The following is a 25,769-nucleotide window of genomic DNA, read 5'->3' on the forward strand; positions in this document are numbered from 1 at the left end:
AAAACAGGCGGAATCAACCGCCTGTGATGTCGTAAGGCAACCTCAAGCTTAGCAAGAGTTCCTCAGATCTTCAGTATTTACTTAAGCTTATTATAAACGCGGGCGACACGACCGACGCCGCTCAGGCGGACCGGTGACTCATTTGCGGCCACAAATGCAGATTCGCCTGGCTTCAGCACCAGCTGCTGTTCGCCTTTGCTTAGCACCGCTTCGCCTTCCAGGCAGAACAGAATTGCCGCGCTCTGCTGAGCCACGTCGGCGCCCTGAGTTGTGAGGTCATGCAAAGAGAAGGCAAAATCGTCGACCGGAATAGGGAAGTCCAGCTCAGCGCCGTGCTTAGTCGGTTGCGTCAGCAGTTCTGCGGCCGGTTTTGGCGTAAACTTCACGTTGGCGACCAGCTCCGGGATATCGATGTATTTCGGCGTCAGGCCCGCGCGCAGAACGTTATCGGAGTTCGCCATCACCTCAAGCGCCACGCCCTGCAAATAGGCATGCGGGGTTTCAGCGAACAGGAACATCGCTTCACCCGGTTTGAGCTTCACGACGTTCAGCAGCAGCGGAGAGAAGAGGCCGCTGTCATCCGGGTAGAATTGGGCGATAAAGCGGATGGTTTCCCACGGCTCGCCCTGCTGGCTGTTCAGTGCCGCTTTCAGCACGGCCAGCGCACGGGATTTCTCTTCGCCCTGCATATTCAGCAGGCTGGCGAACAGCTGGCTCAGGCGTTCGGCGTTGGGCTCCTGTAAGAAATGCGCAATCGAGGCGTGTGCGCCAGAGACGGGCTGCAGCAAGGAAACGATATCGGAAAACTCACGGAAGGCGTTCATCGCAAGGAACGGGGTGAGGGCGAAAACCAGCTCCGGTTTGTGGTTCGGATCTTTGTAGTTACGTTCGGCAGCATCCAGCGGAATACCTGCGGCGTTTTCTTTGGTGAACCCTTCTTCGGAGGCTTTCTTATTTGGGTGCACCTGAATCGACAGCGGGTTGTCGGCGCACAGAACTTTGAACAGGAACGGCAGCTCGCCGAAACGCTCAGCGACGTTACGCCCCAGCAGCGTGGCTTTATCGGCGTCGATCACATCGCGCAGGCTGCGGGTCTGACCGCTGGCATCGGTGATTTTTGAGCTGCTCTTCGGGTGCGCGCCCATCCACAGCTCTGCCATTGGCAGATTGTCCGGATTGGCTATGCCGTAGAGTTCCGTTAACGCAGTATGACTGCCCCAGGCGTAGTTCTGCACTGAGTTGATGAGTTTTTGCATTATCAAGCCCTGTATTCATAAGGAAATTAACTGCCCGTATTAAACCAATAAAACCGCGCAGAAGTCACCTTCTCAGGGAAAAAGTCGTCCTTGTCTCAGTTTTTGTTAAAAAATTGTGTAGGATATGCGGACTCGCTTTTCTCCTGGGCAGAACGGAAAGTTGCCCGATAATAATCAGCCAATGTCGTAAGTGAGAGCACAATGTCGAATAAACCTTTTGTCTGGCAGGATCCTTTTCCACTGAAAAAGGATGACGCTGAATACTATCTCCTCAGCTCAGATCACGTCTCCATGGCCGAATTCGAAGGCCAGCAAATCCTCAAAGTTGACCCGCAGGCGCTGACGCTGCTCGCTAAGCACGCCTTCCACGATGCTTCATTCATGCTGCGCCCGGCGCACCAGCAGCAGGTGGCGGATATTCTCAGCGACCCGCAGGCCAGCGAAAACGATAAATACGTGGCGCTGCAGTTCCTGCGTAACTCGGATATTGCGGCCAAAGGCATTCTGCCGACCTGCCAGGATACCGGCACGGCGATCATCGTCGGTAAAAAAGGCCAGCGCGTCTGGACCGGCGGCGGTGACGAAGCCGCCCTCGCTCGTGGCGTGTATGAAACCTACACCGAAGACAACCTGCGCTATTCGCAGAATGCGCCACTGGATATGTACAAAGAGGTCAACACCGGCACCAACCTGCCGGCGCAGATTGATCTCTACAGCGTGGATGGCGACGAGTACAAATTCCTGTGCATCGCCAAAGGCGGTGGCTCTGCTAACAAAACTTATCTCTACCAGGAAACCAAAGCGCTGATCACCCCGGCGAAGCTGAAAAACTACCTGGTCGAAAAAATGCGTACGCTTGGCACTGCGGCTTGTCCGCCGTACCACGTTGCCTTCGTGATTGGCGGGACTTCCGCAGAAGCTACTCTGAAAACCGTGAAGCTGGCGTCGACCAAATACTACGATGGCCTGCCAACCGAAGGGAACGAGCATGGTCAGGCTTTTCGCGATATTCAGCTTGAGCAGGAGCTGCTGGTGGAAGCGCAGAACCTGGGCCTTGGCGCGCAGTTTGGCGGCAAGTATTTCGCCCACGATATTCGCGTGATCCGCCTGCCGCGCCATGGCGCATCCTGCCCAATTGGCATGGGCGTTTCCTGCTCCGCAGACCGTAACATCAAAGCGAAAATCAACCGCGAAGGCGTGTGGATTGAGAAGCTTGAGCACAATCCGGGGAAATACATCCCCGAAGAATTACGCAACGCAGGCGAGGGCGAGGCTGTACGCATCGATCTGAATCGCCCAATGAAAGAGATCCTGGCGCAGCTTTCTGATTTCCCTGTTTCCACGCGATTGTCGCTGAACGGCACTATTATCGTGGCGCGCGACATTGCCCATGCGAAGCTTAAAGAGCGTATGGACAAAGGTGAAGGGCTGCCGCAGTACGTCAAAGATCACCCTATTTACTACGCGGGCCCGGCGAAAACGCCTGAAGGCTATGCCTCCGGTTCTCTTGGCCCGACAACGGCAGGACGCATGGATTCTTACGTCGATCAGCTGCAGGCTGAAGGCGGCAGCATGATCATGCTGGCTAAAGGCAACCGCAGCCAGCAGGTGACGGACGCATGCCACAAGCACGGCGGCTTCTACCTCGGCAGTATCGGCGGCCCGGCAGCCGTGCTGGCGCAGGGCAGCATCAAGAGCCTGGAGTGCGTCGAGTACCCGGAACTGGGGATGGAAGCTATCTGGAAAATCGAAGTGGAGGATTTCCCGGCGTTCATTCTGGTGGACGATAAGGGGAACGACTTCTTCCAGCAGATTAAATCCGGCCAGTGCTCTGCCTGTGTGAAATAACCCTGTTGCCGGGTGGCGCTAACGCTGACCCGGCCTGCATCAGGTTTTGTAGGCCCGGTAAGGCTGTGCCACCACCGGGCAATCCAGAGACAAATAAAAGAGCGCACAAAGCGCCATGCACGATTCCTGAAGTCATCAATACTTTATTCTTTGAAGCCCTGTGAGCAAGGCCATTCACATCACTGTGTTATCAAGGAGTAAGACATGACTACCCATCGCCGCGAAAGCGATTCCATGGGCGCGATTGAGGTGCCAGCCAACAAACTCTGGGGGGCGCAAACTCAGCGTTCGCTTGAGCATTTCCGCATCTCTACTGAAAAAATGCCCGTCTCGCTGATCGCTGCCCTTGCGCTGACCAAACGCGCCGCCGCCAAGGTGAACCAGGATTTGCAGCTGCTGTCGGATGAAAAGGCCAATGCCATCGTGAGCGCCGCAGATGAGGTGCTCGCCGGAAAGCACGCCGATGAGTTCCCGCTCGCTATCTGGCAGACCGGCTCCGGTACCCAAAGCAATATGAATATGAATGAAGTACTGGCGAACCGTGCGAGCGAGCTGCTCGGCGGCGTGCGCGGAATGGAACGCAAAATTCACCCTAACGACGACGTCAACAAAAGCCAGAGTTCGAACGATGTGTTCCCGACGGCGATGCACGTCGCGGCGGTCATCGCCCTGCGCGAGCATCTCCTTCCACAGCTTCAGGTGCTGAAGAAAACCCTGAGCAATAAATCTCACGCCTTCGCGGACATCGTGAAAATCGGACGTACCCATTTGCAGGACGCCACGCCGCTGACGCTGGGTCAGGAAATTTCAGGCTGGGTGGCGATGCTGGAGCATAACCTGAAGCATATTGAGCTCACGCTGCCGCATCTTAGTGAACTGGCGCTTGGCGGCACGGCGGTCGGGACCGGACTGAACACCCATCCGGAATACGCAAAGCGCGTCGCTGAGGAGCTGGCGGCCATCACCCGTCAGCCGTTTGTGACTGCGCCGAATAAGTTTGAAGCGCTGGCAACCTGCGATGCGCTGGTTCATGCGCATGGCGCGCTGAAAGGGCTGGCGGCATCGATGATGAAAATTGCCAATGACGTTCGCTGGCTGGCTTCGGGGCCGCGCTGTGGTATTGGTGAACTGTCGATTCCGGAAAATGAGCCGGGTAGCTCGATCATGCCGGGGAAAGTGAATCCGACGCAGTGCGAAGCGATGACCATGTTGTGCTGTCAGGTAATGGGTAATGACGTGGCGGTGAACATGGGCGGCGCGTCCGGTAACTTTGAACTGAACGTTTATCGCCCGATGGTGATTCATAATTTCCTCCAGTCTGTGCGCCTGCTGGCGGACGGTATGGAGAGTTTCAATGAGCACTGCGCGGTAGGCATCGAGCCGAACCGGGCGCGTATCGAGCAGCTGCTTAATGAATCACTGATGCTGGTGACGGCGCTCAATACCCATATTGGCTACGATAAGGCGGCAGAAATTGCCAAAAAGGCGCATAAGGAAGGGCTGACGCTGAAGGCCTCGGCTTTAAAGCTTGGCTACCTGACGGAAGCCGAATTTGACGAATGGGTGCGCCCGGAAGCGATGGTCGGCAGCATGAAGCTCAGTCACTAGCCACGTACAGGTGCAGACGCGGAATAATGAGTTCCAGCGACTGCGCCTCGGGTTTGTAGCGATGCTGGATTTTATCTTCGTCGTAATTCAGTAATTCCCCGACTTCCGGCACGCTGACGCCCCGCGTGCCGGATATCAGCGCGATCATCGGACCGGAACAGGCGTACTGCACCTGCTTCTGCTGTCCGGCATACCACACGCGGGCGATCGGCTGCACCTTCACCGGCCGCTTAATTTTTAGCTTCGCTTTCTGCGGCAGCGCAGCGACATCCTGATATTCCCGCTCGAGCTTCGCCTGCCACTGCTCGCGCGTGAACGGTGGCACTGAACGCGGCGAACGCAGGCTGTTTTCCAGCTGCTTAAGCACGTCATCGCGAGTCAGGTTCTTAATGATATGTTTGTTTGCCCAGCCGAAGCGGATCGTCGCCGGATCGCGCAGCAGCGTCAGTGAGCGATAGGCACTGAGCGTCATCAGGCCGGGAAGATGGTGATGCACCCATTCAAAACGGGCGGCAGAAGGCAGGCCCGATTCAACGGTCACCATATGCTCAAATGCCGCCTTCAGCGCGTTGATGCTACCGATCCTGCTCTCCAGCGCCGCAAGCTGGTCTGTACCGGGTTGTAAACAAATTACGCCAGGCAGGCGCACGGCGGCCTTGCTGCTGCGGTGCTCCGACTGCTGCTGAATAAACAGGTGGCTGAAGTGTCTGAGCGCCATCTGCCGTGCGGTTTCTCCCAGGTGCTGGGTGACCGCAATGTTCGACAGCGGATCGTGTTCCTTCTCTTTACTCACTTCCGGCAGCTCAAACACCCGGGCGGTAAGCAGATGGCTGTCGGCCAGCATCTGCTGCAGTTCCAGCAGCTCGTGTTCCATCTGGCGAAAGGTGGTGGTCAGGCGCTCAATCAGATCGTAATCGGCCATGGCGCTCTCATTAGTTACAACATCCTAATTGTTTTAACTGTAGCGCCGTATCGGGCATTGTGCAACGTTCGGTCAGGCAGCGGCGATGGTGGTGCTGACCTGATGGCATACCGGCCAGCTGAAGCAAAAACGCGCACCGCCGAGTGGGCTTGCGTCGCAGGTGACTTCGCCGGACATCGCAAGGCCAATGGAGTGCACAATCGCCAGGCCCAGACCGCAGCCTCCAGTGGCACGATCGCGGCTAGGGTCGAGGCGCACAAACGGCTCGAACACGCGTTCGCGTTCATCTGGAGCAATGCCAGGACCGTCGTCATCCACTATCAGCGTGGCGCGCCCGGCGAGCAGGGAAAGACTTACCTGTATTTGCTGACGACTGTAGCGCATGGCGTTGTTCACCAGGTTATCCAGCACGCGTTCCATCAGACGCATGTCCAGCGCGCCGTAATCGCCCCGTGTCAGCTGCACCAGCGTCACGTCGCGCTGAGGGTTGACGGTCTGAATGTCATCAACGTGGGACGTTATCCATGCGGGCAGATCCGGCGTGGTCAGAATCAGTTCGTTCTGCGGACGATCGAGGCGTGCGTAGGTCAGCAGTTCTTCAATCAGCGCTTCAAGCTGGCCGATATCGCGGTTCAGCGCCTGAGATTCGGCATCCGTCAGATTCTCACTCATTTCAAGCCGATAGCGCAGGCGCACCAGCGGCGTGCGCAGCTCGTGGGCAATGCCGTCCGTCAGCTGTTTTTTACTGGCAATCAGGGCATTAATGTTATCGGCCATCTGATTGAATACCACGCCGAGCCGCTCGAAGCTCGACATGCTGTCAAAGTGAATACGTTCGGTCAGGTGGCCCTCGCCAAAGCGCTGAGCTGCCGTTTCGAGGCGTAGCATGTCCTGCCAGTGCGGACGCATCCAGATAAACACCGGGAAGGCGAGCGAGACGGCGATAAACGCCAGCAGCGCTACGTCCAATAGCCGCATCTCGTGCAGATAGTAGAGATACGGCACGGGGCCGACGGCGAGCACGTAGTGGCTGCGCGGAATGCGCTGGATAAAGGTGTACTGATCGTCGAGCGCGACAATATCGCCGCGGCGCAAATGCTCCATGGAGCTTTCCGCCAGCTGGAATTTGTTCAGCGGCTCAATGCGCAGATCGAAGGAGAGATTGAGGTCGAGCTCTTTGAGCGTCTTGCTCCAGTCGCGGGGTGGAATTTCTCGCAGTTCGCTGCGCATCAGGTACAGCGAACTCTTCATCAGGTCGTCAAGGGACTGTCGGCCTGCGCGTTCGGCAGTGAACTTATACACCAGCCCGACCAGCATGGTCATGACCAGAAAGCAGACAAACAGCAGCAGATAAAACTGCACGAACAACTTTTTCATTTCTGGCCCCGTGACGGCAAAAATCAGTTATCCCAGGCGTGGGGCGCGAAAAGGTAGCCCTTGTTACGCACGGTTTTTATACGGTATGGCTCGGTAGCGCTGTCGAGCAGCTTTTTGCGCAGGCGAGAAATGGCAACGTCCACGCTGCGATCCATACCGTCGTAGGTTACGCCGCGCAGATTTTTCAGCAGCGCGTCGCGGTCCATGATTTGCCCGGCGTGGGTAGCCAGCTCCCACAGCAGGTCAAAATCAGCCGTCGAGAGCGTAACGTTGGTGCCGCTCAGCTGAACCTGACGGTTAACGGGGTCGATGGAAAGCGAGCCAAAACGAATGGCTTTGTGGGGCGTAAGGCCGGAAGCAGATTTTTCACTCATCGGCGCGACAACGTGCTGGCGCAAATGCAGGCGCAGACGGGCGAGCAGTACCGCCGGCGGCGTGGTCTTGAGAATATAATCGCTTGCGCCCATTTCCAGTGACAGAATGTGGTTCATATCGCTGTCGAGCGAGGTCAGCAGTACGATAGGCCCTTGCCACTGGGCACGCAGATCGCGGCAAATGGTCATCCCGTCTTTACCGGGCAGCATGATGTCCAGCAGCACCAGATCGGGCTGTTCACGCAGCACCACTTCTTCGGCGCGATCCCCTCTGGGTTCAACGATAACGTCCATATCATGTTTGCCGAGATAAGCGGCAATCAGCGATCCGACTTCCGGATCGTCTTCCACAAAAACGATCTTATTCATAACCATTCAGCGCGACGAAAAAAGCTAAAATACACCGCCGTTCTGTAGGGTGCTATTAATCTTTCATAAACAATGTAACTTCCGTTATCCTCAACGCATTCATGAGATAAATTTCAGGCTGAGTCATGGGGTTACTGATTAAAGCGGTGCTGGGTGCGCTGGTGGTGTTACTGATCGGCGTACTGGCAAAAACGAAGAATTATTATATTGCCGGACTGATTCCTTTATTTCCGACTTTTGCTCTGATTGCCCATTATATTGTCGCCAGTGAGCGGGGCACTGAGGCGCTGCGCACGACTATCGTATTTGGGATGTGGTCAATCATTCCTTATTTTCTCTATCTGCTTTCGCTCTGGTATTTCACCGGATTTCTGCGCCTGCCGTTGGCGCTGGCGGGCGCAGTGGTGTGCTGGAGTCTCAGCGCCTGGCTGCTGATTGCGCTCTGGAGCCGGTTTCACTAGCGCAGAGGGCGACCACCGTCGACGCCAAACGAGCGTCCGGTGACGTAACAGCTGGTGAGCAGGTAATCCACCAGATCGAGGATCTCTTTCTCGCCGGGCGCAACCTTCATCAGCGATTTATTCAGCGCGTTCTGGCGGTATTCAGCGTTATCCGTTTCGTTGAACAGGATCAGCGCAGGCGCAATCGCATTCACTTTCACTTCCGGCGCAAGCTTGCGGGCAAATGAGCGGGTCATATTATCGAGCGCGGCTTTGCTGGCAGCATAGGCGATGTGCTTGTCGCTGCCTTTTTCGACTACGTAATCGGTGAAGTGAATGATATCGCTTGCCGCATGGCCATGGCCGCGTAAGAGCGGTTCCAGCGCGTGGTTCAGCAGATAGGGCGCGTTAACGTGGATCTGTATCATTTGCTGCATGACGTTGCTCAGGGAGATGCCCGGTTTTTCGGCAATCCAGGCGCTGGCGTTATGGATAATTGCCCGCAGTCCGTCGGTATGAGATTTGACGGCGTCAGCGAAAGCAAGAATGCCTTCATCGGTTGAGAAGTCGGCAGCGATGCACCGTGCACCGGCTTTTTCCAGCACGCCGATCGCGTCATATCGCGTGCGGTAGCTGACGATCACCGGCTGCTGCTGATTCAGAAAATGGTGGGCAAGGGCGAGGCCGATGCGGCGGCCTCCTCCGGTAATCAGGACGGGGCGGGTCAGGCTTTTTCCCATCGTTCTCTCCTTAACGTCGCGATGGGGCAAGTGCCTTACCCCACTAACATCCACGTTGCCGGGATTGCGGCAACCAGTAACAGACCAATCATCGCCATTTCACGGCGTTTGAGTACGTTATCCAACTGGTGCGTACGACGAGCGTAGATAAACACCAGCAGGCCAGGTGCATAAAGTACTACGGAAAGCAGCAGGTGCATCGGGCCGGAAGCATACAGTAACCATAAGCCATAAATGCAGGCCCCGATACCCACTGTTTTGTGCAGCGGTCGGGTCGCCATCTTCAGCAGAAAAGCGCCGACGAGGAAATAGGGTACCAGAATCATCTCGGAGGCGATGGTCAGCAGCGTATTGTAATCCGAGCCGGTGAGCCAAATCAGGATCAGGCAAACCTGCACGCTGATGTTGGTCAGCCACAGCGAAGAAGCCGGAGCATTGTTTTTATTCTGACGGCCAAACACGCGCGGAAACGCCTTGTGCGTGGCGGCCAGATAAGGCACTTCTGCGGCCATGATTGTCCAGCTCAGGTACGCGCCGCACACCGAGACAATCAGCCCGGCGGCAATGACCACTTCACCCCAGGAGCCCATCATTCGCACCATCAGGCCCGCCATTGATGGGTTACGCAGTTCAGCCAGTTCCGGGCGAGGCACCACACCGAGCGACAGCAGCGTCACCAGCAGGTAGACGCTGAGTGCGGAAAGCACGGCCAGCAATGTTGCTCGGCCTACGTCATTTTTATTCCGGGCGCGGGCAGAAACCACCACGGCGCCTTCCACGCCGATAAACACCCACAGGGTAATCAGCATGGTGTTTTTCACCTGCTCCCAAACGGGAACGCCCAGCGCCACGCCGCTGAAATCGAGGCTGAACGTTTCGCTTTTGAACGCCATTGCGGCTAATGCAATGAACAGGCCGAGCGGAACCAGCTTTGCCAGCGTTGCGACCAAATTGATGCTTGCCGCCGTCTGCACCCCGCGCAGCACGAGAAAATGCACGACCCACAGCAGTACGGAAGCGCCGATCGTTGCCTGCCAGGTATTGCCGTCGCCAAACAGGCGAAGTTCTGGCGTATCAGTAAAGAAGCTCAGCGCTGAAAAGACGATCACCAGATAGGAGACGTTGGCGATCACTGCACACAGCCAGTAGCCCCAGGCGGAGCAGAATCCAATCAGCTCGCCAAATCCTTCGCGGGCGTAGGTGAAAATGCCGCCGTCCAGATCCGGGCGAATGCGGGTTAACAGCAGCATCGCGAAAGCAAGGAACAAAATGCCGACACCGGTGATTGCCCAGCCGATAAGCAATGCTGACGGGCTGGCCACTTCGGCCATGTTTTGTGGCAGGCTGAATACGCCAGCGCCGAGCATTGAGCTAAGTACCAGGGCGGTCAGTGCACTGAGGCCAAGTTTCTTTTCCATGGGCATCCTGTTGAAGGAACTAAAAATCCAGAATATTTATTTGGTAAAAACGCATAATCATGGAGGATTGCGCTACGGCGCGCGATTTTACGGAGAGAGGCGCAGGCATGCAATGCGCGCGGGCAGAAAAAAATAAAAAAGGCAGCCGAAGCTGCCTTTCAGGGCAAAAGAGGGGGGTTACTTGTACAGATCGGCGCTGATGGTCATGTTGCCACCGCGTTCCTGCCACTGGCGAGTAATGTGATAGAACTTCGCACCTTTTTTCGCTGCGCGTTTCGCTACCTGGTAGGAGATCTCGGTCATATTGCCGTAGTTACCGGTGAACTGAACGCTGTCGAAAGGCACCATCTGCGCGGCAGCAACTTTGTTCAGCTCTTCGATTTTTGTGCCGTCAGGCAGTGTGACACTGTAACGTCCGCCTGAAGTTGACTGCGTTTCGAAGAAGCGGCCGACGCCTTCGCTGGAGCCTACGGTAGAAGAGGAGGCCACGCCTGGGATTTCCACAGCCGCGGCGGCAGTTCCACCTGCAGCAATAGCGGCTTTACCTGCATCAGAGTTGGCTGGAATAGCGTCCGGGCTCTGGACGACACGTTTTTTCGCGTCTGACTTATAAACGTAAGCCGTGATGCGCTGGTTGCCGCCCTGGTTTGCATCGACCTGGCGAACAATATAGAAGGAGGCCGCGCCTTTCTCTTTCGCCGCTTTGGCAATGGCCTCGTTCACTTCCGGCTGGCTGCGGTAGAAGCCCTGTACGGTTACGGTGTCGAAGGGCTCAAGCAGCGCCGCCTGATCTTTCGGCAGCTCCATTACGCCTTTAATCACACGGTTTTTAACCACGTCGGCTTTTGGTGCATCTTCTTTATAGAAGTCTGCGGTGACGCGCCAGTTGCCGCTGCTGGATAAGTCAGAGGTATCGACGACGTAAAAAGACGCTGCGCCTTCTTTATCGGCTTTGCGTGAAACGGCATCTACAGCGTCACCAATCGCGTTAAACCGACCGGTGATCACGACACGATCGTACGGCTTGAGGGCCGCCGCTTGCTCCGGCGTTAGCTCGGTGGCAGCAAAGGCGCTGAATGCCGTTGCGGAGAGAAGAGCGGACGCCAGGAGGGTGTTCTTAAGCTTCATAAAAATAATCCTTCGCCTTGCGCAAACCAGATGCTGGTAGTTGTTAGTGACTAAAACGCCGATGATTATTGCATTTAATCTGCATCACTGTCTGCGTGATTTTGTTCATCTTGTGCGACCTGCGGAGACTCGCGCGATAACTTTTCATGATATGTTGCAGAAATGGGCAGTTGACCAGTAAAACCGATAATCATGATAGCTTTTATAAGTTAATGTAATGTTAAAATGCGGTAACATCGCCGAGAATAATCATGTTTTACCGCTTCGCTTAAGCGAATTATCAGGCCTGCCTGACAAAATCAGGTAAATATTGCTGCCTGAGCGCAGTGAAAGTGACTTTTCCCTAATAAAATCAAAATTACTGTTTACGGGCTGTGGATCACAGCCGTTATTTTCAGTAGGTTATAGAAAGTTTGTTACTGTTTTATTTATTGCGGGTGCTTCGCCTCTTCGAAAGCTGATGCTCTTAGTGACGGAACCCGATGAGACAACAAACCATCATTACACTCGATGGAAGGGAAAACTATGCGTATTGCGGTACCAAAAGAGACGCTGGCCCTGGAAACCCGCGTTGCAGCCACGCCGAAAACGGTGGAACAGCTGCTGAAGCTTGGGTTTACGGTGGCCGTAGAAAGCGGGGCCGGGAAGCTTGCGAGCTTCGAGGATCGTGCTTTTACCGAGGCAGGTGCGGAAGTCGTTAGCGCAGAAGCCATCTGGCAATCTGACATTATTCTGAAGGTCAATGCCCCAACCGATGCCGAAATTGCACGGCTGAACGCGGGCACCACGCTTATCAGCTTTATCTGGCCGGCGCAAAATCCGGAGCTGATGGCAAAACTGGCCGAACGTAATATTAACGTGATGGCTATGGACTCCGTGCCGCGCATTTCGCGCGCGCAGTCCCTCGACGCCCTGAGCTCGATGGCGAACATCGCCGGTTATCGTGCGATTGTTGAGGCAGCCCACGAGTTTGGGCGTTTCTTCACCGGGCAAATCACCGCCGCCGGTAAGGTTCCGCCAGCTAAAGTCATGGTGATTGGCGCAGGCGTTGCCGGTCTGGCAGCCATTGGCGCGGCTAACAGCCTTGGTGCCATCGTGCGCGCCTTTGATACCCGTCCGGAAGTGAAAGAACAGGTTCAGAGTATGGGCGCGGAATTCCTCGAACTCGATTTCGAAGAGGAAGCGGGCAGCGGCGATGGCTATGCCAAAGTGATGTCCGAAGCGTTTATCAAAGCAGAAATGGCGCTCTTTGCCGCCCAGGCAAAAGAGGTCGATATCATCGTCACCACGGCGCTGATTCCGGGCAAGCCAGCACCGAAGTTAATCACTCGAGAAATGGTTGATTCCATGACGCCGGGCAGCGTGGTGGTCGATCTCGCCGCGCAGAACGGCGGCAACTGCGAATACACCGTGCCCGGTGAAGTCTTCACCACGGCCAATGGCGTGAAGGTGATTGGCTATACCGATCTGGCTGGTCGTCTGCCAACACAGTCATCCCAGCTCTACGGCACCAACCTGGTGAATCTGCTGAAGCTGCTGTGCAAAGAGAAAGACGGCAATATCATCATCGACTTTGACGACGTGGTGATTCGCGGCGTAACCGTCGTGCGCGAAGGTGAAGTCACCTGGCCTGCGCCACCGATTCAGGTTTCCGCGCAGCCCAAAGCGGCGGCAAAAGCCGAAGCGGCCCCTGTTGAAGAGAAAAAACCAGCTTCTCCATGGCGCAAATACGCCCTGATGGCGCTGGCGATTATCCTGTTTGGTTGGCTTGCAGATGTCGCACCTAAAGAGTTCCTCGGTCACTTCACCGTGTTCGCGCTTTCCTGCGTGGTGGGTTACTACGTAGTGTGGAACGTCTCTCATGCGCTGCATACGCCTCTAATGTCGGTCACGAACGCGATATCAGGGATCATCGTGGTCGGTGCGCTGTTGCAGATTGGTCACGGCGGCTGGGTAAGCTTCCTGAGCTTTATTGCCGTGCTGATCGCCAGCATCAATATTTTCGGTGGCTTCACCGTGACTCAGCGCATGCTGAAAATGTTCCGCAAAGGGTAAGGGGTAGCACATGTCTGGAGGATTAGTTACAGCTGCATACATTGTTGCCGCGATCCTGTTTATTTTCAGCCTGGCCGGGCTTTCGAAACATGAAACGTCTCAGCAGGGCAACTATTTCGGCATCGCCGGGATGGCGATCGCGCTGATCGCCACTATTTTCGGGCCGGATACCGGCAACGTGGCGTGGATAATTGTTGCGATGATCATTGGCGGCGCAATCGGTATTCGCCTGGCAAAACGCGTCGAAATGACCGAAATGCCGGAGCTGGTAGCGGTGCTGCACAGCTTCGTGGGTCTGGCAGCGGTGCTGGTGGGCTTTAACAGCTATCTGTATCACGAGCCGGGTCTGGAACCGATTCTGGTGAACATTCACCTGACGGAAGTGTTCCTCGGCATCTTCATCGGTGCGGTGACCTTCACTGGTTCTATCGTGGCCTTTGGTAAACTGCGCGGCAAGATCTCTTCTAAGCCGCTGATGCTGCCAAACCGTCACAAAATGAACCTCGCGGCGCTGGTGGTTTCCTTCCTGCTGTTGGTGGTGTTTGTGCGCACCGAAAGCGTAGGGCTGCAGGTGCTGGCGCTGCTGATTATGACCGTTATCGCGCTGGCGTTTGGCTGGCATCTGGTGGCGTCTATTGGCGGGGCGGATATGCCGGTAGTGGTTTCCATGCTGAACTCCTACTCCGGCTGGGCAGCGGCGGCAGCGGGCTTCATGCTGAGCAACGACCTGCTGATCGTCACCGGTGCGCTGGTTGGTTCGTCGGGTGCGATCCTGTCCTACATCATGTGTAAGGCGATGAACCGTTCGTTTATCAGCGTCATCGCCGGTGGTTTCGGTACTGACGGTTCTTCCACCAGTGCAGACGAAGAAGTGGGCGAACACCGTGAAATCAGCGCTGAAGAGACCGCTGAGATGCTGAAAAACTCGCATTCGGTGATCATCACCCCAGGCTATGGCATGGCAGTGGCTCAGGCGCAGTATCCGGTGGCTGAAATCACCGAGAAGCTGCGCGCACGTGGCATCAACGTGCGTTTCGGCATTCACCCGGTAGCGGGGCGTTTGCCAGGGCACATGAACGTACTGCTGGCGGAAGCGAAAGTGCCGTATGACATCGTGCTGGAAATGGACGAAATCAACGACGACTTCCGCGATACCGACACCGTGCTGGTCATTGGCGCCAACGACACCGTGAACCCGGCGGCGCTAGACGATCCGAAGAGCCCGATTGCCGGTATGCCGGTGCTGGAGGTATGGAAAGCGCAGAACGTTATCGTGTTCAAGCGCTCCATGAACACCGGCTACGCAGGCGTTCAGAACCCGCTGTTCTTCAAAGAGAACACCCACATGCTGTTTGGCGATGCTAAAGCCAGCGTGGATGCGATTCTGAAAGCGCTGTAAATCGGCTTACAGGTTTGTGCGCTTAAAGCCGTCTTCCCGTGAAAGGAAGGCGGCTTTTTTGTTATGATGGCCGTCACATTTGAAAGCAACGGTGAAGGGAGAACGGCGTGTTTGCGGATTTTGGCGTACTGAATTACTGGACCTACCTGGTGGGCGCAATTTTTATCATCTTAGTGCCTGGGCCGAATACCTTTTTTGTGCTCAAAACCGGGGCAGCGTACGGCATTCGTACAGGCTACCTCGCTGCGCTGGCGGTATTTATCGGCGATGCGGTGCTGATGTTTCTTTCGTACGCGGGCGTTGCCACGCTCATTAAAACGACGCCAGTGCTGTTTAACATCGTTCGTTATCTCGGCGCGTTGTATCTGCTTTATCTCGGCATAAAAATGCTGTGGGCGGTCATCAAACAGAAGGGCGGCGAGCACGCGCACCATGCCGAACAGCGCAGCACCATCTTTAAGCGCGCCCTGACGCTGAGCCTGACTAACCCAAAAGCCATTCTGTTTTACGTTTCGTTCTTCGTGCAGTTTATCGACGTGAACTCAAGTACGCCGGGGCTGGCGTTCCTGATCCTGGGCGTTACGCTGGAGACGGTGAGCTTTATCTATCTCAGCTTCCTGATTGTGTCCGGCACGCTGGTGACCCGCTTTGTGGGTAGCCGCAAGAAACTGGTGAAGCTTGGCAACAGCCTGATTGGCCTGGTGTTTGTGGGCTTCGCCGCGCGCCTGGCATCGTTACAATCTTAATAGCTCTGCTACCATCGTATTTAAAATAACTGACAACAAGGGAAGAGACGGAAGATGAAATCACGTGCTGCAGTTGCGTTTGGCCCGGGCCAGCCGCTGAAAATTGTCGAAATCGACGTCGCGCCGCCGAAGAAGGGCGAAGTACTGGTTAAGATCACCCACACGGGCGTTTGCCACACGGATGCCTTCACGCTCTCCGGTGACGACCCTGAAGGCGTATTCCCGGCGGTATTAGGCCATGAAGGTGGTGGCGTTGTGGTTGAAGTCGGCGAAGGCGTCACCAGCCTGAAGCCGGGCGATCACGTTATCCCGTTGTACACAGCGGAATGCCGCGAGTGTAAGTTCTGCAAATCCGGCAAAACGAACCTTTGCCAGGCCGTGCGTGCGACTCAGGGCAAAGGCCTGATGCCGGACGGCACTACGCGTTTCTCCTTGAACGGAGAACCGATTTACCACTACATGGGCACCAGCACCTTCAGCGAGTACACCGTTGTCGCGGAAATTTCTCTGGCGAAAGTGAACCCGCAGGCGCCACTCGACAAAGTTTGTCTGCTGGGCTGCGGCGTCACCACTGGAATTGGGGCAGTGCACAATACTGCTAAAGTGAAAGCGGGTGATTCCGTGGCCGTGTTCGGCCTTGGTGGGATTGGCCTGGCGGTAATTCAGGGAGCCGTTCAGGCGAAAGCGGGCCGCATCATTGCCGTCGACACCAATCCGGAAAAATTTAAGCTGGCGGGTGAAATGGGCGCGACCGATTTCATCAATCCGAACGACTACGACAAACCGGTGCAGGACGTGATTGTTGAACTGACCGACGGCGGCGTTGATTTCAGCTTCGAGTGCATCGGCAACGTGAACGTCATGCGCGCGGCGCTTGAATGCTGCCACAAAGGCTGGGGCGAAAGCGTCATTATCGGCGTGGCGGGTGCAGGCCAGGAGATCAAAACTCGCCCGTTCCAGCTGGTTACCGGGCGCGTGTGGCGCGGTTCGGCGTTCGGCGGCGTGAAAGGGCGCACTCAGCTGCCGGGGATGGTAGAAGATGCGATGGCTGGCAAAATCAACCTCGACCCGTTCATTACCCACCGTCTGCCGCTGGATCAGATCAACGAAGCTTTTGATCTGATGCATGAAGGTAAATCTATCCGCACCGTTATCCATTTCGGCGATAACTGATGCGCAGGCCAGCGGCGTTCGTCCGCTGGCTTTCCTTTTTAATGTTCAAAATGTGACCCACGTAGCGCTTTTACCGGTAAGCAATCGGCGCGCCGGGCCGATGACAATCTTACGGACGTTTTGATACGTCTTTACTATAAGAGAGTCGATAAGCCATGGATAAATCAGCCGTAGGGCAAAAGTCGCAAACCGTCAGTTTTTTACACCATATCCGTCTCGTGCCGCTGTTCTCCTCCATTCTCGGGGGGATCCTGCTGCTGTTCGCACTGAGCTCGGGTCTTGCGGGCTATTTTTTGCTGCAGGCCGATCGTGACCAGGGTGACGTTACTCAGGAATTAGAAGTTCGCATGGGCTTATCGAACAGCTCAAACCATCTGCGAACAGCACGTATCAACCTGATCCACGCCGGCGCCGCCAGCCGCATTGCCGAAATGGATGATATGAAGCGCAATATCGCCGAAGCGGAGCAGCGCATCAAACAGTCTCAGGAAGGCTTCGCGCAGTACGTGAATCGTGAAGTGAAAACGCCGGCTGATGAAGCGCTGGATGGTGAGATCAATGCGCGCTACAAAGCCTACATCGATGGCATGCAGCCGATGCTGAAATATGCCAAAAACGGTATGTTTGAGGCGATCATCAACCATGAAAACGAGCACGCCCGCCAACTGGATGCCGCTTACAACGACGTGTTGCTTAAGGCGATTCAGATCCGCAGCGAACGGGCTCGTCATCTGTCCGAAACGGCACACAGCCGCACCCAGCTTGGTCTCGCCTTTATGGTTGGGGCCTTTGTGCTGGCGCTGGTTTTAACGTTGCTTACGTTTGTTGCGTTACGCCGAACCGTTATTAATCCTCTGCGTCGCGCTCTGCACCGTATCGAGCAAATTGCGGATGGCGATCTGACGCTGGCCGATGAAGCGACGGGCCGCAGCGAAATCGGTAAGCTGAGCCACGACCTGCAAAAAATGCAGCACGCGCTGGCGCAAACCGTTGGCACCGTGCGTCAGGGCACCGAAGAGATCTATCGCGGTACCAGCGAAATTTCCGCAGGCAACACGGATTTGTCCTCCCGTACTGAAGAGCAGGCCGCGGCGATTGAGCAGACAGCCGCCAGCATGGAGCAACTGACCGCCACGGTGAAACAGAACGCCGATAACGCGCATCACGCCTCCAGACTGGCGGAAGATGCCTCCGGGAAAGCTACGCGCGGCGGGCAGATTGTCTCCGGCGTGGTGTCGACGATGGGCAACATCTCTGCCAGTTCGAAGAAAATATCTGAAATTACCGCTGTGATTAACAGCATTGCTTTCCAGACCAACATTCTGGCGCTGAACGCCGCGGTGGAAGCTGCGCGTGCAGGGGAACAGGGACGAGGTTTTGCTGTGGTCGCAAGCGAAGTACGCACGCTCGCCAGCCGCAGCGCCCAGGCAGCAAAAGAGATTGAAGGGCTTATCAGTGAATCCGTCATGCTGATTGAACGCGGTTCCGGAGAAGTCGTTGCGGCGGGCAGCACCATGAGTGACATCGTGGAGGCGGTCAAACGCGTCACCGACATCATGCTGGAAATCGCCGCGGCTTCGGATGAGCAGAGTCGGGGGATTTTGCAGGTGAGTCAGGCGATTACGGAGATGGACAACGTCACCCAGCAAAATGCCTCGCTGGTGGAAGAGGCCTCTGCGGCGGCTGGTTCACTGGAAGAGCAGGCCGCACGCCTCACGGAGGCAGTCGGTGCGTTTCGTTTGCAGCACGCGGGTAGCATAAATCGCCAGCCGCCTGCGCCTTCCGCCAGTCGCTATCAGCCACAGCGCCCGGCACTTGCCGAGGGCGATAACTGGGAAACGTTCTGATGAAAAGGCCGGTGGCACTGTCATCCTTCGAACTCAAAGAAGAGATCAACTACGCCTGGTGTCTGGGTATCCACTGATCCCTCTGTCAGACATAAAAAACCCGGTGAGGAAGCTCACCGGGTTTTTCTTTTTTTAAGAGACTAAGGCTGGATGCTTAGTCGTCTTCTTCGTCGTCAAGCTCGACCGGGGTCTGATACTGATCCGGCTTCAGCGCCAGCAGGTCGCAGCGCAGATGATCGATAACCTGTTCCGCGGTATTCCCAAGGAATGCGGCAGAAAGGCCTGTGCGTCCAACCGTGCCCAGTACCACAATCCCCGCCTGCAAATGCTCTGCCAGATCCGGGATGACCTCTTCCGGCAGGCCTTTCTCGACGTGGGTCATCTCTTCTGAAATGCTGTATTTCTGCCGTAGCGCCTTCATGGCAAGCAGATGCTGGCCGCGAATGGCGTCGTTGTACACGCTCGGGTCGAAATCCGGCAGCTCAATCGCGATATTGATTGGCGTGACCGGGTAGGCGCCCACAAGATGCACTTCGGTGTGGTTGATTTGCTCGGCAAGCTGCAGCGTTTCCCGTACCAGTTTGTCATTGAGGGCGTTGTGATACTCCTCTTCGCTGGCGAGATTGACTGCCACAATCGCTTTGCCGCCTTCCGGCCACGGCTGATCTTTCACCATCCACACCGGGCAGGGGCATTTTCTCAGTAAATGCCAGTCGGTGGGGGTGAAAATCACCGCTTCCAGTTTGTCGTGCTGGTGGGCCATCTTGAGCAGCAGATCGTGCCCGCCGCTCATCACTTCCTGAATAATGGCTTCGAAGGGGCGGTTATGCCAGACGACTTTGATGTCAATCGGCACGCCGGCATCTATGTAAAATTTTGCCTGTTCGCGGATCCACGCGGTCCGCTGGCTGATGACGCCCTGACGCATAGCCGTGCGCTCGTCAGGCGACAGAAGGGTGGTCATCTCATACGAAAAATCGTAGATCGGCAAAAAGGCTTTAATGGTTCCACCAATCCGTTGATGAAGGTACACAGCGCGCCGTAATGCGGGTTGATCGTCCTGGTTAGGATCGATGGCTACCAGCATGCTTTGATACTTTGCCATACAGGGTCTCCTTACAACTGTCACCACAGTCTGTAAATAAAAGATAACCCATCCGGAGTGATTGAAACAGGGGATAACCTTCGCCAGATCAATAAATCACAAAAATTTAGCGATCCGGCGAACGGAAAAAAAGGGGGATCAGGCGACGTTGCGGGCCTGTCCGGCCAGAACGGCCAGCGCATCGCTGTTCTCGATGGTAATGTACTTACCTTTTACCGCTAGCATGCCGCTTTTCTGGAAACGACCGAGCAGGCGGCTGATGGTTTCTACCGTCAGGCCGAGGTAGTTACCGATGTCACCGCGGGTCATGGTCAGACGGAACTCACGCGGAGAGAAGCCGCGCTGGGCGAAACGACGGGAGAGGTTATAGATAAACGCTGCCAGGCGCTCTTCCGCGTTTTTCTTCGACAGCAGCAGGATCATATCCTGGTCGCCTTTGATCTCACCGCTCATCAGACGCATCATCTGCTGGCGCAGGTTCGGCATTTTGCCGGAAAGATCGTCCAGGGTTTCGAACGGGATTTCGCAAACCATGGATGTTTCCAGCGCCTGCGCGAAGCTTGGGTGATGACCGGTGCCGATGGCGTCGAAACCGACCAGATCGCCTGCCAGGTGGAAACCGGTAATCTGCTCATCGCCCTGTTCGGTGATGGTGTAGCTCTTGATCGTGCCGGAGCGGATGGCATACAGCGATTTCAGCTCATCGCCTGCTTTGAACAGGGTTTGCCCTTTCTGAATCGGCTTTTTACGCTCGATGATATTATCAAGCTGATCGAGCTCATGTTCATTGAGGGTGAACGGGATACAGAGCTGGCTGATGCTGCAATCCTGGCAGTGGATAGCACAACCGCCAGACTGGATGCGTCGAATAATTCGCTTTTCCGGGATCATAGATTTGCTCAGGCTTTAATTGATATTGGTCAATTTTAACATCTTTTTGGGGAGCAAGTAAGCCTTCAAAATCCGATTCACGTAATATAAGCAAGGGAAATAACCGAAGGGTTATATCCCCATGAAATCTATGAATTTAAACTGGAGCCTGCTGTCAGTAAAGTTGTCTGATATTTCCAGAAAGGCACTAAATATCAAATTAGCAGGTAGCCTTCGTGGCGCAGCAGCCACTCTTTTCGCTGCACGCCGCCAGCATAACCGGTCATGGTACCGTTGCTGCCTATCACGCGATGGCAGGGCACGACGATGCTTACCGGATTCGAACCGTTGGCCGCGCCTACAGCCCGCGCCGCGCCTGGTCGTCCGAGCTGTTCGGCAAGCTGACCGTAGCGCATCACCTGACCGCAGGGAATAGAGCGCAGCGCCTGCCAGACTTCACGCTGAAAGTCGGTGCCGCCCGTAGCGCTTGGCAGGGAGTCGATTATGCTGAGATCGCCGTCGAAGTACTCTCTCATCTTCTGACTCAGCCCGTTAGGATTGCTGGCAGGGATTCGCTCATAGCCCTCCGCGCGATAATGCAGATCCAACAGCTGCACCATACGATCGCTGTGCTCTTCCCACTCGACGGCGCGCAGGTTGAACTGTTCATCACACAGGATCCACAGCGGCCCGACCGGGGTCGAGATTTTATCTTCCAGCAATCTCAGCATCACATTTCCTTAGTTCAGCCGCGGGTAAACCCCCGGCCCAATGGGGAGGCCGACAAGATACCACGCCACCAGCATCAGCAACCATACCCCTAAAAAGATAAGCGGATAGGGTAATACCAGAGAATAGTAGGTACCGAGCTTCGCCTCTGGCCTATAGCGCTGGAGAAAGCCGAGAAACAGCGGCACGAACGGAGATACCGGTGCCAGCGGGATCACAGAGGAATCCGCCACCCGAAACAGGATCTGCGCGAACGCCGGGTGAAAGCCAAGCAGCATGAACATTGGCACAAATATCGGCGCCAGAATCGACCAGATTGCCGAGCCGCTGGCGATAAACATGCACAATAAAGAAGAGAGCAGCGCCAGCCCGACAAACGCAGGCACGCCGCTCAAGCCTGCGGCTTCCAGAATATCGGTCAGGCCAACCGCCATAAACTTGCCCATATTGCTCCAGTTAAACATGGCCACAAACTGGGCGAGCGGGAAGACCATGACGATAAACCCGGCCATCTCCTTCATCGGCTCGATCATCAGGTGTGGAATGTCTCCCTGACTGCGGATTTTCTTTGTCGCCAGGCCATACGCCAGCGAGACCACGAAGAAGAAAAAGATGATCAGCGGCACGATGCCTTTAATGAAGGGTGACGGCAGCACGGTGTGCAGGACCGGATCGCGCAGAATGCCGTTTTCGGGAACGATAAGCAGCGCAATCAGACCGATAAACAGCAGCGAGACAATTCCCGCCACCCGCAGGCCAAAGCGCTGTTCGGCGCTCAGGGTTTCCAGCTTTTCCTCATTGTTGCCTTGCCACAGACCAAGACGCGGTTCGACGATTTTATCGGTGATGAGACCGCCGACAACCGTCAACGCAATTACCGAGCTTGCCATAAAATACCAGTTGTCGATAACGCTGACGTGCATCGCGGCGTCCATGGTTTTCGCGGCTTCGGTGCTGATACCGGAGAGCAGAACGTCGGTGGTAACAATCAGCAAATTCGCAGTAAAACCACAGCCAACGCCTGCAATGGCGGCCAGCAGACCTGCAACCGGATGTCGACCAACGGCGAGAAAGATCAGAGCGCCCATCGGCGGCATGATCACCAGCGCGGCGTCGGATGAAATATGGCTGAAGAAGGCAATAAACAGCACCATATAGCTTGCGTAACGCGCGCTGACGTGGGAAGCCATCTCCACCATCAGTGCGGGCAGCAGCCCGACGCGTTCGGCAAGGCCTGCGCCCAATACCAGCGCGAGGATGGCACCGAGCGGCGCAAAACCACTGAAGTTCTTAATGACGTTCGGCAAAAACCAGTGCAGCCCCTCCACGCTCAGCAGGTTTTTGACCGCAACGGTGGTGCCGTCCGCTGGGCTTTTTACGCTCACGTCGAAAGCTGAAAGCACGGCAGTGGCTATCATCAATGCCGCAATCAGGTACACAAACAGCAGGAAAGGGTGCGGCACTTTATTACCAATCTTTTCTACCCAGCCATACAGCTTACCGGTGGGGGAATGCGAAGGTATGGAAGACATACTCATGGGCGTTCCTCGGGTGTCGTTGTGTTTGTTGTGTTATGAGTTGTTTTATAATGATTATTTAAGTGGTGACGGTGTCACGTTTTTCGGGATCGGACAGTGATATGGCCGCTCCTCAAGCTGCTGTGCCAGCTCTGTCCGGCAGGCTTCCAGCAGTGCCGGGTCATCAAACAGGTTAATGGCCGTTGCGCCCATGATTTTCCCGGCGTGCAGCATGCCTTTATGCGCGATGGATGTGCGGCTCTGGCTGACCAGCTGCCAGGTATGCAGAGGCGTGCCGACGGCAAAACAGGGACTGAAGCACTGCGCGACAGGGGTTTTCCAACTGACGTCACCCACGTCCGTTGACCCCGGCAACACTTCGCTATTGGGCACATACGGCGCAACCTCATCAATAAGCAGCGTTTTCTGATGACGGCGGGCAAAGTTAATACCTTCCTGCGCGCCGGTGCGAGCGATGTTTTGCAGGCTGTTTTGCAGATCGTTTTCGCTTAGCGTGGTGCGAATCGCATGGGCAAATTCCAGTTCCTCTTCACTCCATACTGGCGTGCCGTAGTGCTGAACCGCCTGATACATTGCCGCCTCCAGCGTGCGGTTGGGCAGGTAGCTGGAACAGGCTTTCTCAAAACGACAGCTGACCGTCGTTTCCGTCATCAGCGCCGCGCCCTGAGCAATTTTCTCAATCCGCTGGTAAATCTGCTGAACGTCGGCCATCTCTGGCGCGCGAATCAGGTACAACACTTCGGCCTGCGCCTGCACGACGTTGGGAGAAATACCGCCGGTGTCGGTAATGGCGTAGTGCACGCGGGCTTTTTCGATAATGTGCTCATTGAGGAAATTTGTGCCGGTGGTCATCAGCGTCACCGCGTCCAGCGCGCTGCGGCCTAAATGCGGTGAGTTTGCCGCATGCGCCGCGACGCCGGTAAAGCGCCAGGCGGCCTGAATATTCGCCAGCGTACTGGTGCTGAACATTCCCGCAAAAGCCTCAGGATGCCAGGTGACGGCAGCGTCCACGTCGTCGAACAGGCCTTCGCGCACCATAAAGGTTTTGCCGGAGCCGCCTTCTTCGCCCGGGCAGCCGTAAAAACGCAGTGTGCCTTCACGACCGTTTTGTTCCAGCCATGCTTTAGCCGCAACGGCGGCAGCAAAAGCCGCTGTACCCAGCAGGTTATGTCCGCAGCCATGGCCGTTCGCGCCTGGGGTCGATGAAGTGGGCTCCGCGCAGTGCGCCTGCTGGTTGAGGCCTGCCAGCGCATCATATTCGCCCAGCACGGCAATAACCGGTTTTCCGCTGCCTACGCTCGCGATAAAGGCATTCGGAATGCCGCCCGCTTCGCGCGTGATGCTGAAGCCCTCGGCTTCCAGGGCGCTCGCGAGCCGTTCGGCGGACCAGAACTCCTCAAAGCGCGTTTCCGGATGATCCCAAATCTCGTCGGCGATATCGCTGAACTGTTGATGGCGGGCGTTAAGGGTATCGGCTACAAAATCGTATATCTGCTGCATTAATTGACTCCTTTCTGTGCACAGCCCATCGCTACGCGGGCAAGGGTTTCCACGGCGATGCCGAGCACCTGCTCGTCGAAATCGAATTTTTCGTTGTGATGCCCGGCGCTCAGATCGGTCCCGAACACCATGTATGATGCGAGGCCGTTGCGCGCCTGGACGCGTGCCATCATCAGCGTGGCGTCTTCCGATCCTGCCGGAGCGGGCACGTTGTCTATCGCTTTTTCCACGCCGGGCACCTGAACCGCCTGTTCGCGCAGGAAACTTACCCATTCAGGGGAAGGGGAACTTGCCGTCGCTGCGCCCATCAATTTTACATCGGCGCTCACTTCGTACATCGCCGCAGCACCTGCAATCACGCTCTGAGCCCGGTCAAAAACGTACTGATTGATGGCTTCGCTCTCGCCACGCGTTTCCACTTTGATCAGCGCTGATGAAGGCACTACGTTGCGCCCGGTCCCGGCCTGCATCACGCCAACGTTCACCCGTGAGGCTCCCGCGCTGTGCGGGGCAATCGCGTGCAGGGATATTGCTGCCTGCGCCGCAGCCAGCAGCGCGTTGCGACCCTCCTCCGGTTTTCCGCCTGCGTGCGCGGCAACACCGGTAAAACGCACGTCAAACTTGCTGGTAGCCATAAAGTTATCGGCACCGCACAGAACCGTGCCAGCTTCCACGCCGGTGCCGATATGCACCGCTGTAAAGTAATCCACATCGTCCAGCACGCCTGCGGCGACCATTGCGCGAGCGCCGCGAGTGCCTTCTTCGGCAGGCTGGAAAATCAGTTTGATCGTGCCGCGGAGTTCGCCGGAAAAGTGCTTCAGCACATGAGCAAGGCCGAGACCGATGGCGGTATGCCCGTCGTGGCCGCAGGCGTGCATCATGCCTGCATTACAGGAGGCGAATCCGTCCCGGTGAGGGCGATGACTGTCGTCCTGATGCTCATTGAGGTCGAGTGCGTCCATATCAACGCGAAAAGCGAGAGTCGGGCCGGGACGCCCGGTATTCAGCGTGGCGACCACGCCGGTAAAACCACCTTCGAAAGCAGGCAGCCAGCGCTCAGGCGCACCCTGCTGGCGGGCTCTTTCATATTGCTGCGCAAGAGTCGTTTCATCCGGCAGGCCCATCCGGCTCTGCTCATCCACCACATCGCGACCAACGGCCAGCTGATAACCCAGGCCGTCGAGGATCTCCGCCACGCGCGCGGCAGTGCGAAATTCCAGCCAGCCGGATTCGGCATAATGATGAAATTCACGGCGCCAGGCACGCAGATCCGTCGCCAGCGACGCCACATATTCGGTAAGTAATGACATAACGTTTCCTGTTATCG

At 56.2% G+C, this 25,769-nt stretch carries 22 protein-coding genes; 9 read left to right on the plus strand and 13 right to left on the minus strand.

The window, feature by feature from the left end; translation table 11 throughout:
* Window positions 1-77: 77 nt before the first annotated feature.
* The gene (gene manA, locus AB1287_RS06435) at window positions 78-1,256 is read right to left on the minus strand and encodes a mannose-6-phosphate isomerase (RefSeq protein WP_312626286.1); all 1,179 of its coding nucleotides are present in this window, start codon (window positions 1,254-1,256) and stop codon (window positions 78-80) included.
* A gap of 201 nt (window positions 1,257-1,457) precedes the next feature.
* Here manA and fumA point away from each other — a divergent pair, with 201 nt between their 5' ends.
* On the plus strand, window positions 1,458-3,104 hold the full coding sequence (gene fumA, locus AB1287_RS06440) for a class I fumarate hydratase FumA (protein WP_435617277.1): 1,647 nt from the start codon (window positions 1,458-1,460) through the stop codon (window positions 3,102-3,104).
* Between the two features lie 204 nt (window positions 3,105-3,308).
* The gene (gene fumC / locus AB1287_RS06445) at window positions 3,309-4,712 is read left to right on the plus strand and encodes a class II fumarate hydratase (protein ID WP_435617278.1); all 1,404 of its coding nucleotides are present in this window, start codon (window positions 3,309-3,311) and stop codon (window positions 4,710-4,712) included.
* Here fumC and tus read toward each other — a convergent pair.
* The 3 genes from tus to rstA form a co-directional block, all read right to left on the minus strand.
* Entirely contained in the window at window positions 4,702-5,634 is a 933-nt protein-coding gene (gene tus / locus AB1287_RS06450) for a DNA replication terminus site-binding protein (RefSeq protein ID WP_435617279.1), read from the minus strand. The two genes, fumC and tus, sit on opposite strands and share 11 nt — an antisense overlap.
* A 72-nt stretch (window positions 5,635-5,706) precedes the next feature.
* Window positions 5,707-7,011 carry a two-component system sensor histidine kinase RstB gene (gene rstB, locus AB1287_RS06455; protein WP_312626290.1) on the minus strand — a complete coding sequence of 435 codons (1,305 nt, stop codon included), beginning with the start codon at window positions 7,009-7,011 and terminating at the stop codon, window positions 5,707-5,709.
* A 23-nt stretch (window positions 7,012-7,034) separates the two neighbouring features.
* Window positions 7,035-7,754 carry a two-component system response regulator RstA gene (gene rstA, locus AB1287_RS06460; protein ID WP_312626292.1) on the minus strand — a complete coding sequence of 240 codons (720 nt, stop codon included), beginning with the start codon at window positions 7,752-7,754 and terminating at the stop codon, window positions 7,035-7,037.
* A 125-nt stretch (window positions 7,755-7,879) separates the two neighbouring features.
* On the opposite strand from rstA, the gene AB1287_RS06465 reads away from it, so the two are divergent.
* Window positions 7,880-8,215: a GlpM family protein gene (locus tag AB1287_RS06465; protein ID WP_312626293.1), complete on the plus strand. Its 336-nt coding sequence runs from the start codon at window positions 7,880-7,882 to the stop codon at window positions 8,213-8,215.
* Here the strand turns inward: AB1287_RS06465 and folM are convergent.
* The 3 genes from folM to ydgH all read right to left on the minus strand — a co-directional run bounded on the left by folM (window position 8,212) and on the right by ydgH (window position 11,480).
* On the minus strand, window positions 8,212-8,934 hold the full coding sequence (gene folM, locus AB1287_RS06470) for a dihydromonapterin reductase (RefSeq protein ID WP_435617280.1): 723 nt from the start codon (window positions 8,932-8,934) through the stop codon (window positions 8,212-8,214). The genes AB1287_RS06465 and folM overlap by 4 nt on opposite strands.
* Window positions 8,935-8,969: 35 nt before the next feature.
* Complete coding sequence (locus tag AB1287_RS06475; protein WP_435617281.1) at window positions 8,970-10,352, minus strand: amino acid permease; 1,383 nt, start codon at window positions 10,350-10,352, stop codon at window positions 8,970-8,972.
* A 177-nt stretch (window positions 10,353-10,529) separates the two neighbouring features.
* Window positions 10,530-11,480, minus strand: a complete 951-nt coding sequence (gene ydgH / locus AB1287_RS06480; protein WP_435617282.1) for a DUF1471 family protein YdgH — start codon at window positions 11,478-11,480, stop codon at window positions 10,530-10,532.
* Window positions 11,481-12,005: 525 nt separating this feature from the next.
* Between ydgH and pntA the strand changes: the two genes are divergently transcribed.
* The 6 genes from pntA to AB1287_RS06510 all read left to right on the plus strand — a co-directional run bounded on the left by pntA (window position 12,006) and on the right by AB1287_RS06510 (window position 18,777).
* Window positions 12,006-13,535, plus strand: a complete 1,530-nt coding sequence (gene pntA, locus AB1287_RS06485) for a Re/Si-specific NAD(P)(+) transhydrogenase subunit alpha (protein ID WP_435617283.1) — start codon at window positions 12,006-12,008, stop codon at window positions 13,533-13,535.
* Window positions 13,536-13,545: 10 nt separating this feature from the next.
* Window positions 13,546-14,934 carry a Re/Si-specific NAD(P)(+) transhydrogenase subunit beta gene (gene pntB / locus AB1287_RS06490; RefSeq protein ID WP_435617284.1) on the plus strand — a complete coding sequence of 463 codons (1,389 nt, stop codon included), beginning with the start codon at window positions 13,546-13,548 and terminating at the stop codon, window positions 14,932-14,934.
* A gap of 107 nt (window positions 14,935-15,041) precedes the next feature.
* Complete coding sequence (gene leuE, locus AB1287_RS06495; protein WP_312626301.1) at window positions 15,042-15,680, plus strand: leucine efflux protein LeuE; 639 nt, start codon at window positions 15,042-15,044, stop codon at window positions 15,678-15,680.
* Between the two features lie 54 nt (window positions 15,681-15,734).
* Window positions 15,735-16,853, plus strand: coding sequence for an S-(hydroxymethyl)glutathione dehydrogenase/class III alcohol dehydrogenase (locus tag AB1287_RS06500; RefSeq protein WP_435617285.1), 1,119 nt, complete (start codon window positions 15,735-15,737; stop codon window positions 16,851-16,853).
* A gap of 155 nt (window positions 16,854-17,008) precedes the next feature.
* Entirely contained in the window at window positions 17,009-18,700 is a 1,692-nt protein-coding gene (locus AB1287_RS06505) for a methyl-accepting chemotaxis protein (protein WP_312626303.1), read from the plus strand.
* Entirely contained in the window at window positions 18,700-18,777 is a 78-nt protein-coding gene (locus tag AB1287_RS06510) for a YdiH family protein (RefSeq protein ID WP_409438230.1), read from the plus strand. The genes AB1287_RS06505 and AB1287_RS06510 overlap by 1 nt, the downstream gene beginning before the upstream one ends.
* A 77-nt stretch (window positions 18,778-18,854) precedes the next feature.
* On the opposite strand, the gene uspE is transcribed toward AB1287_RS06510, so the two are convergent.
* The 6 genes from uspE to AB1287_RS06540 form a co-directional block, all read right to left on the minus strand.
* Entirely contained in the window at window positions 18,855-19,805 is a 951-nt protein-coding gene (gene uspE, locus AB1287_RS06515) for a universal stress protein UspE (RefSeq protein ID WP_312626304.1), read from the minus strand.
* A gap of 138 nt (window positions 19,806-19,943) precedes the next feature.
* Window positions 19,944-20,696 carry a fumarate/nitrate reduction transcriptional regulator Fnr gene (gene fnr / locus AB1287_RS06520; protein ID WP_152958553.1) on the minus strand — a complete coding sequence of 251 codons (753 nt, stop codon included), beginning with the start codon at window positions 20,694-20,696 and terminating at the stop codon, window positions 19,944-19,946.
* 194 nt (window positions 20,697-20,890) lie between these two features.
* Complete coding sequence (gene ogt / locus AB1287_RS06525) at window positions 20,891-21,406, minus strand: methylated-DNA--[protein]-cysteine S-methyltransferase (protein ID WP_435617286.1); 516 nt, start codon at window positions 21,404-21,406, stop codon at window positions 20,891-20,893.
* A 9-nt stretch (window positions 21,407-21,415) separates the two neighbouring features.
* Window positions 21,416-22,942 (minus strand): p-aminobenzoyl-glutamate transporter, encoded by a 1,527-nt coding sequence (abgT, locus tag AB1287_RS06530; RefSeq protein ID WP_435617287.1) that lies wholly within the window; start codon window positions 22,940-22,942, stop codon window positions 21,416-21,418.
* Window positions 22,943-22,996: 54 nt separating this feature from the next.
* Entirely contained in the window at window positions 22,997-24,442 is a 1,446-nt protein-coding gene (locus AB1287_RS06535) for a M20 family metallopeptidase (protein ID WP_435617288.1), read from the minus strand.
* Entirely contained in the window at window positions 24,442-25,752 is a 1,311-nt protein-coding gene (locus tag AB1287_RS06540) for a M20 family metallo-hydrolase (RefSeq protein WP_312626310.1), read from the minus strand. Before AB1287_RS06540 ends, AB1287_RS06535 begins: the two co-directional genes overlap by 1 nt.
* Between the last annotated feature and the right edge of the window lie 17 nt (window positions 25,753-25,769).

It is taken from the genome of Scandinavium sp. UTDF21-P1B, from assembly GCF_040750395.1.
GTDB lineage: Bacteria > Pseudomonadota > Gammaproteobacteria > Enterobacterales > Enterobacteriaceae > Scandinavium.

Bases quoted from the DNA above. Each gene is read 5' to 3' on its own strand.
- manA (WP_312626286.1), bottom strand. From the start codon at position 1,256: ATGCAAAAACTCATCAACTCAGTGCAGAACTACGCCTGGGGCAGTCAT.
- AB1287_RS06510 (WP_409438230.1), top strand. From the start codon at position 18,700: ATGAAAAGGCCGGTGGCACTGTCATCCTTCGAACTCAAAGAAGAGATC.
- fumA (WP_435617277.1), top strand. From the start codon at position 1,458: ATGTCGAATAAACCTTTTGTCTGGCAGGATCCTTTTCCACTGAAAAAG.
- AB1287_RS06475 (WP_435617281.1), bottom strand. From the start codon at position 10,352: ATGGAAAAGAAACTTGGCCTCAGTGCACTGACCGCCCTGGTACTTAGC.
- rstB (WP_312626290.1), bottom strand. From the start codon at position 7,011: ATGAAAAAGTTGTTCGTGCAGTTTTATCTGCTGCTGTTTGTCTGCTTT.
- ogt (WP_435617286.1), bottom strand. From the start codon at position 21,406: ATGCTGAGATTGCTGGAAGATAAAATCTCGACCCCGGTCGGGCCGCTG.
- fnr (WP_152958553.1), bottom strand. From the start codon at position 20,696: ATGATCCCGGAAAAGCGAATTATTCGACGCATCCAGTCTGGCGGTTGT.
- folM (WP_435617280.1), bottom strand. From the start codon at position 8,934: ATGGGAAAAAGCCTGACCCGCCCCGTCCTGATTACCGGAGGAGGCCGC.
- rstA (WP_312626292.1), bottom strand. From the start codon at position 7,754: ATGAATAAGATCGTTTTTGTGGAAGACGATCCGGAAGTCGGATCGCTG.
- AB1287_RS06535 (WP_435617288.1), bottom strand. From the start codon at position 24,442: ATGCAGCAGATATACGATTTTGTAGCCGATACCCTTAACGCCCGCCAT.
- AB1287_RS06465 (WP_312626293.1), top strand. From the start codon at position 7,880: ATGGGGTTACTGATTAAAGCGGTGCTGGGTGCGCTGGTGGTGTTACTG.
- pntA (WP_435617283.1), top strand. From the start codon at position 12,006: ATGCGTATTGCGGTACCAAAAGAGACGCTGGCCCTGGAAACCCGCGTT.
- pntB (WP_435617284.1), top strand. From the start codon at position 13,546: ATGTCTGGAGGATTAGTTACAGCTGCATACATTGTTGCCGCGATCCTG.
- AB1287_RS06505 (WP_312626303.1), top strand. From the start codon at position 17,009: ATGGATAAATCAGCCGTAGGGCAAAAGTCGCAAACCGTCAGTTTTTTA.
- fumC (WP_435617278.1), top strand. From the start codon at position 3,309: ATGACTACCCATCGCCGCGAAAGCGATTCCATGGGCGCGATTGAGGTG.
- abgT (WP_435617287.1), bottom strand. From the start codon at position 22,942: ATGAGTATGTCTTCCATACCTTCGCATTCCCCCACCGGTAAGCTGTAT.
- uspE (WP_312626304.1), bottom strand. From the start codon at position 19,805: ATGGCAAAGTATCAAAGCATGCTGGTAGCCATCGATCCTAACCAGGAC.
- AB1287_RS06540 (WP_312626310.1), bottom strand. From the start codon at position 25,752: ATGTCATTACTTACCGAATATGTGGCGTCGCTGGCGACGGATCTGCGT.
- AB1287_RS06500 (WP_435617285.1), top strand. From the start codon at position 15,735: ATGAAATCACGTGCTGCAGTTGCGTTTGGCCCGGGCCAGCCGCTGAAA.
- tus (WP_435617279.1), bottom strand. From the start codon at position 5,634: ATGGCCGATTACGATCTGATTGAGCGCCTGACCACCACCTTTCGCCAG.
- ydgH (WP_435617282.1), bottom strand. From the start codon at position 11,480: ATGAAGCTTAAGAACACCCTCCTGGCGTCCGCTCTTCTCTCCGCAACG.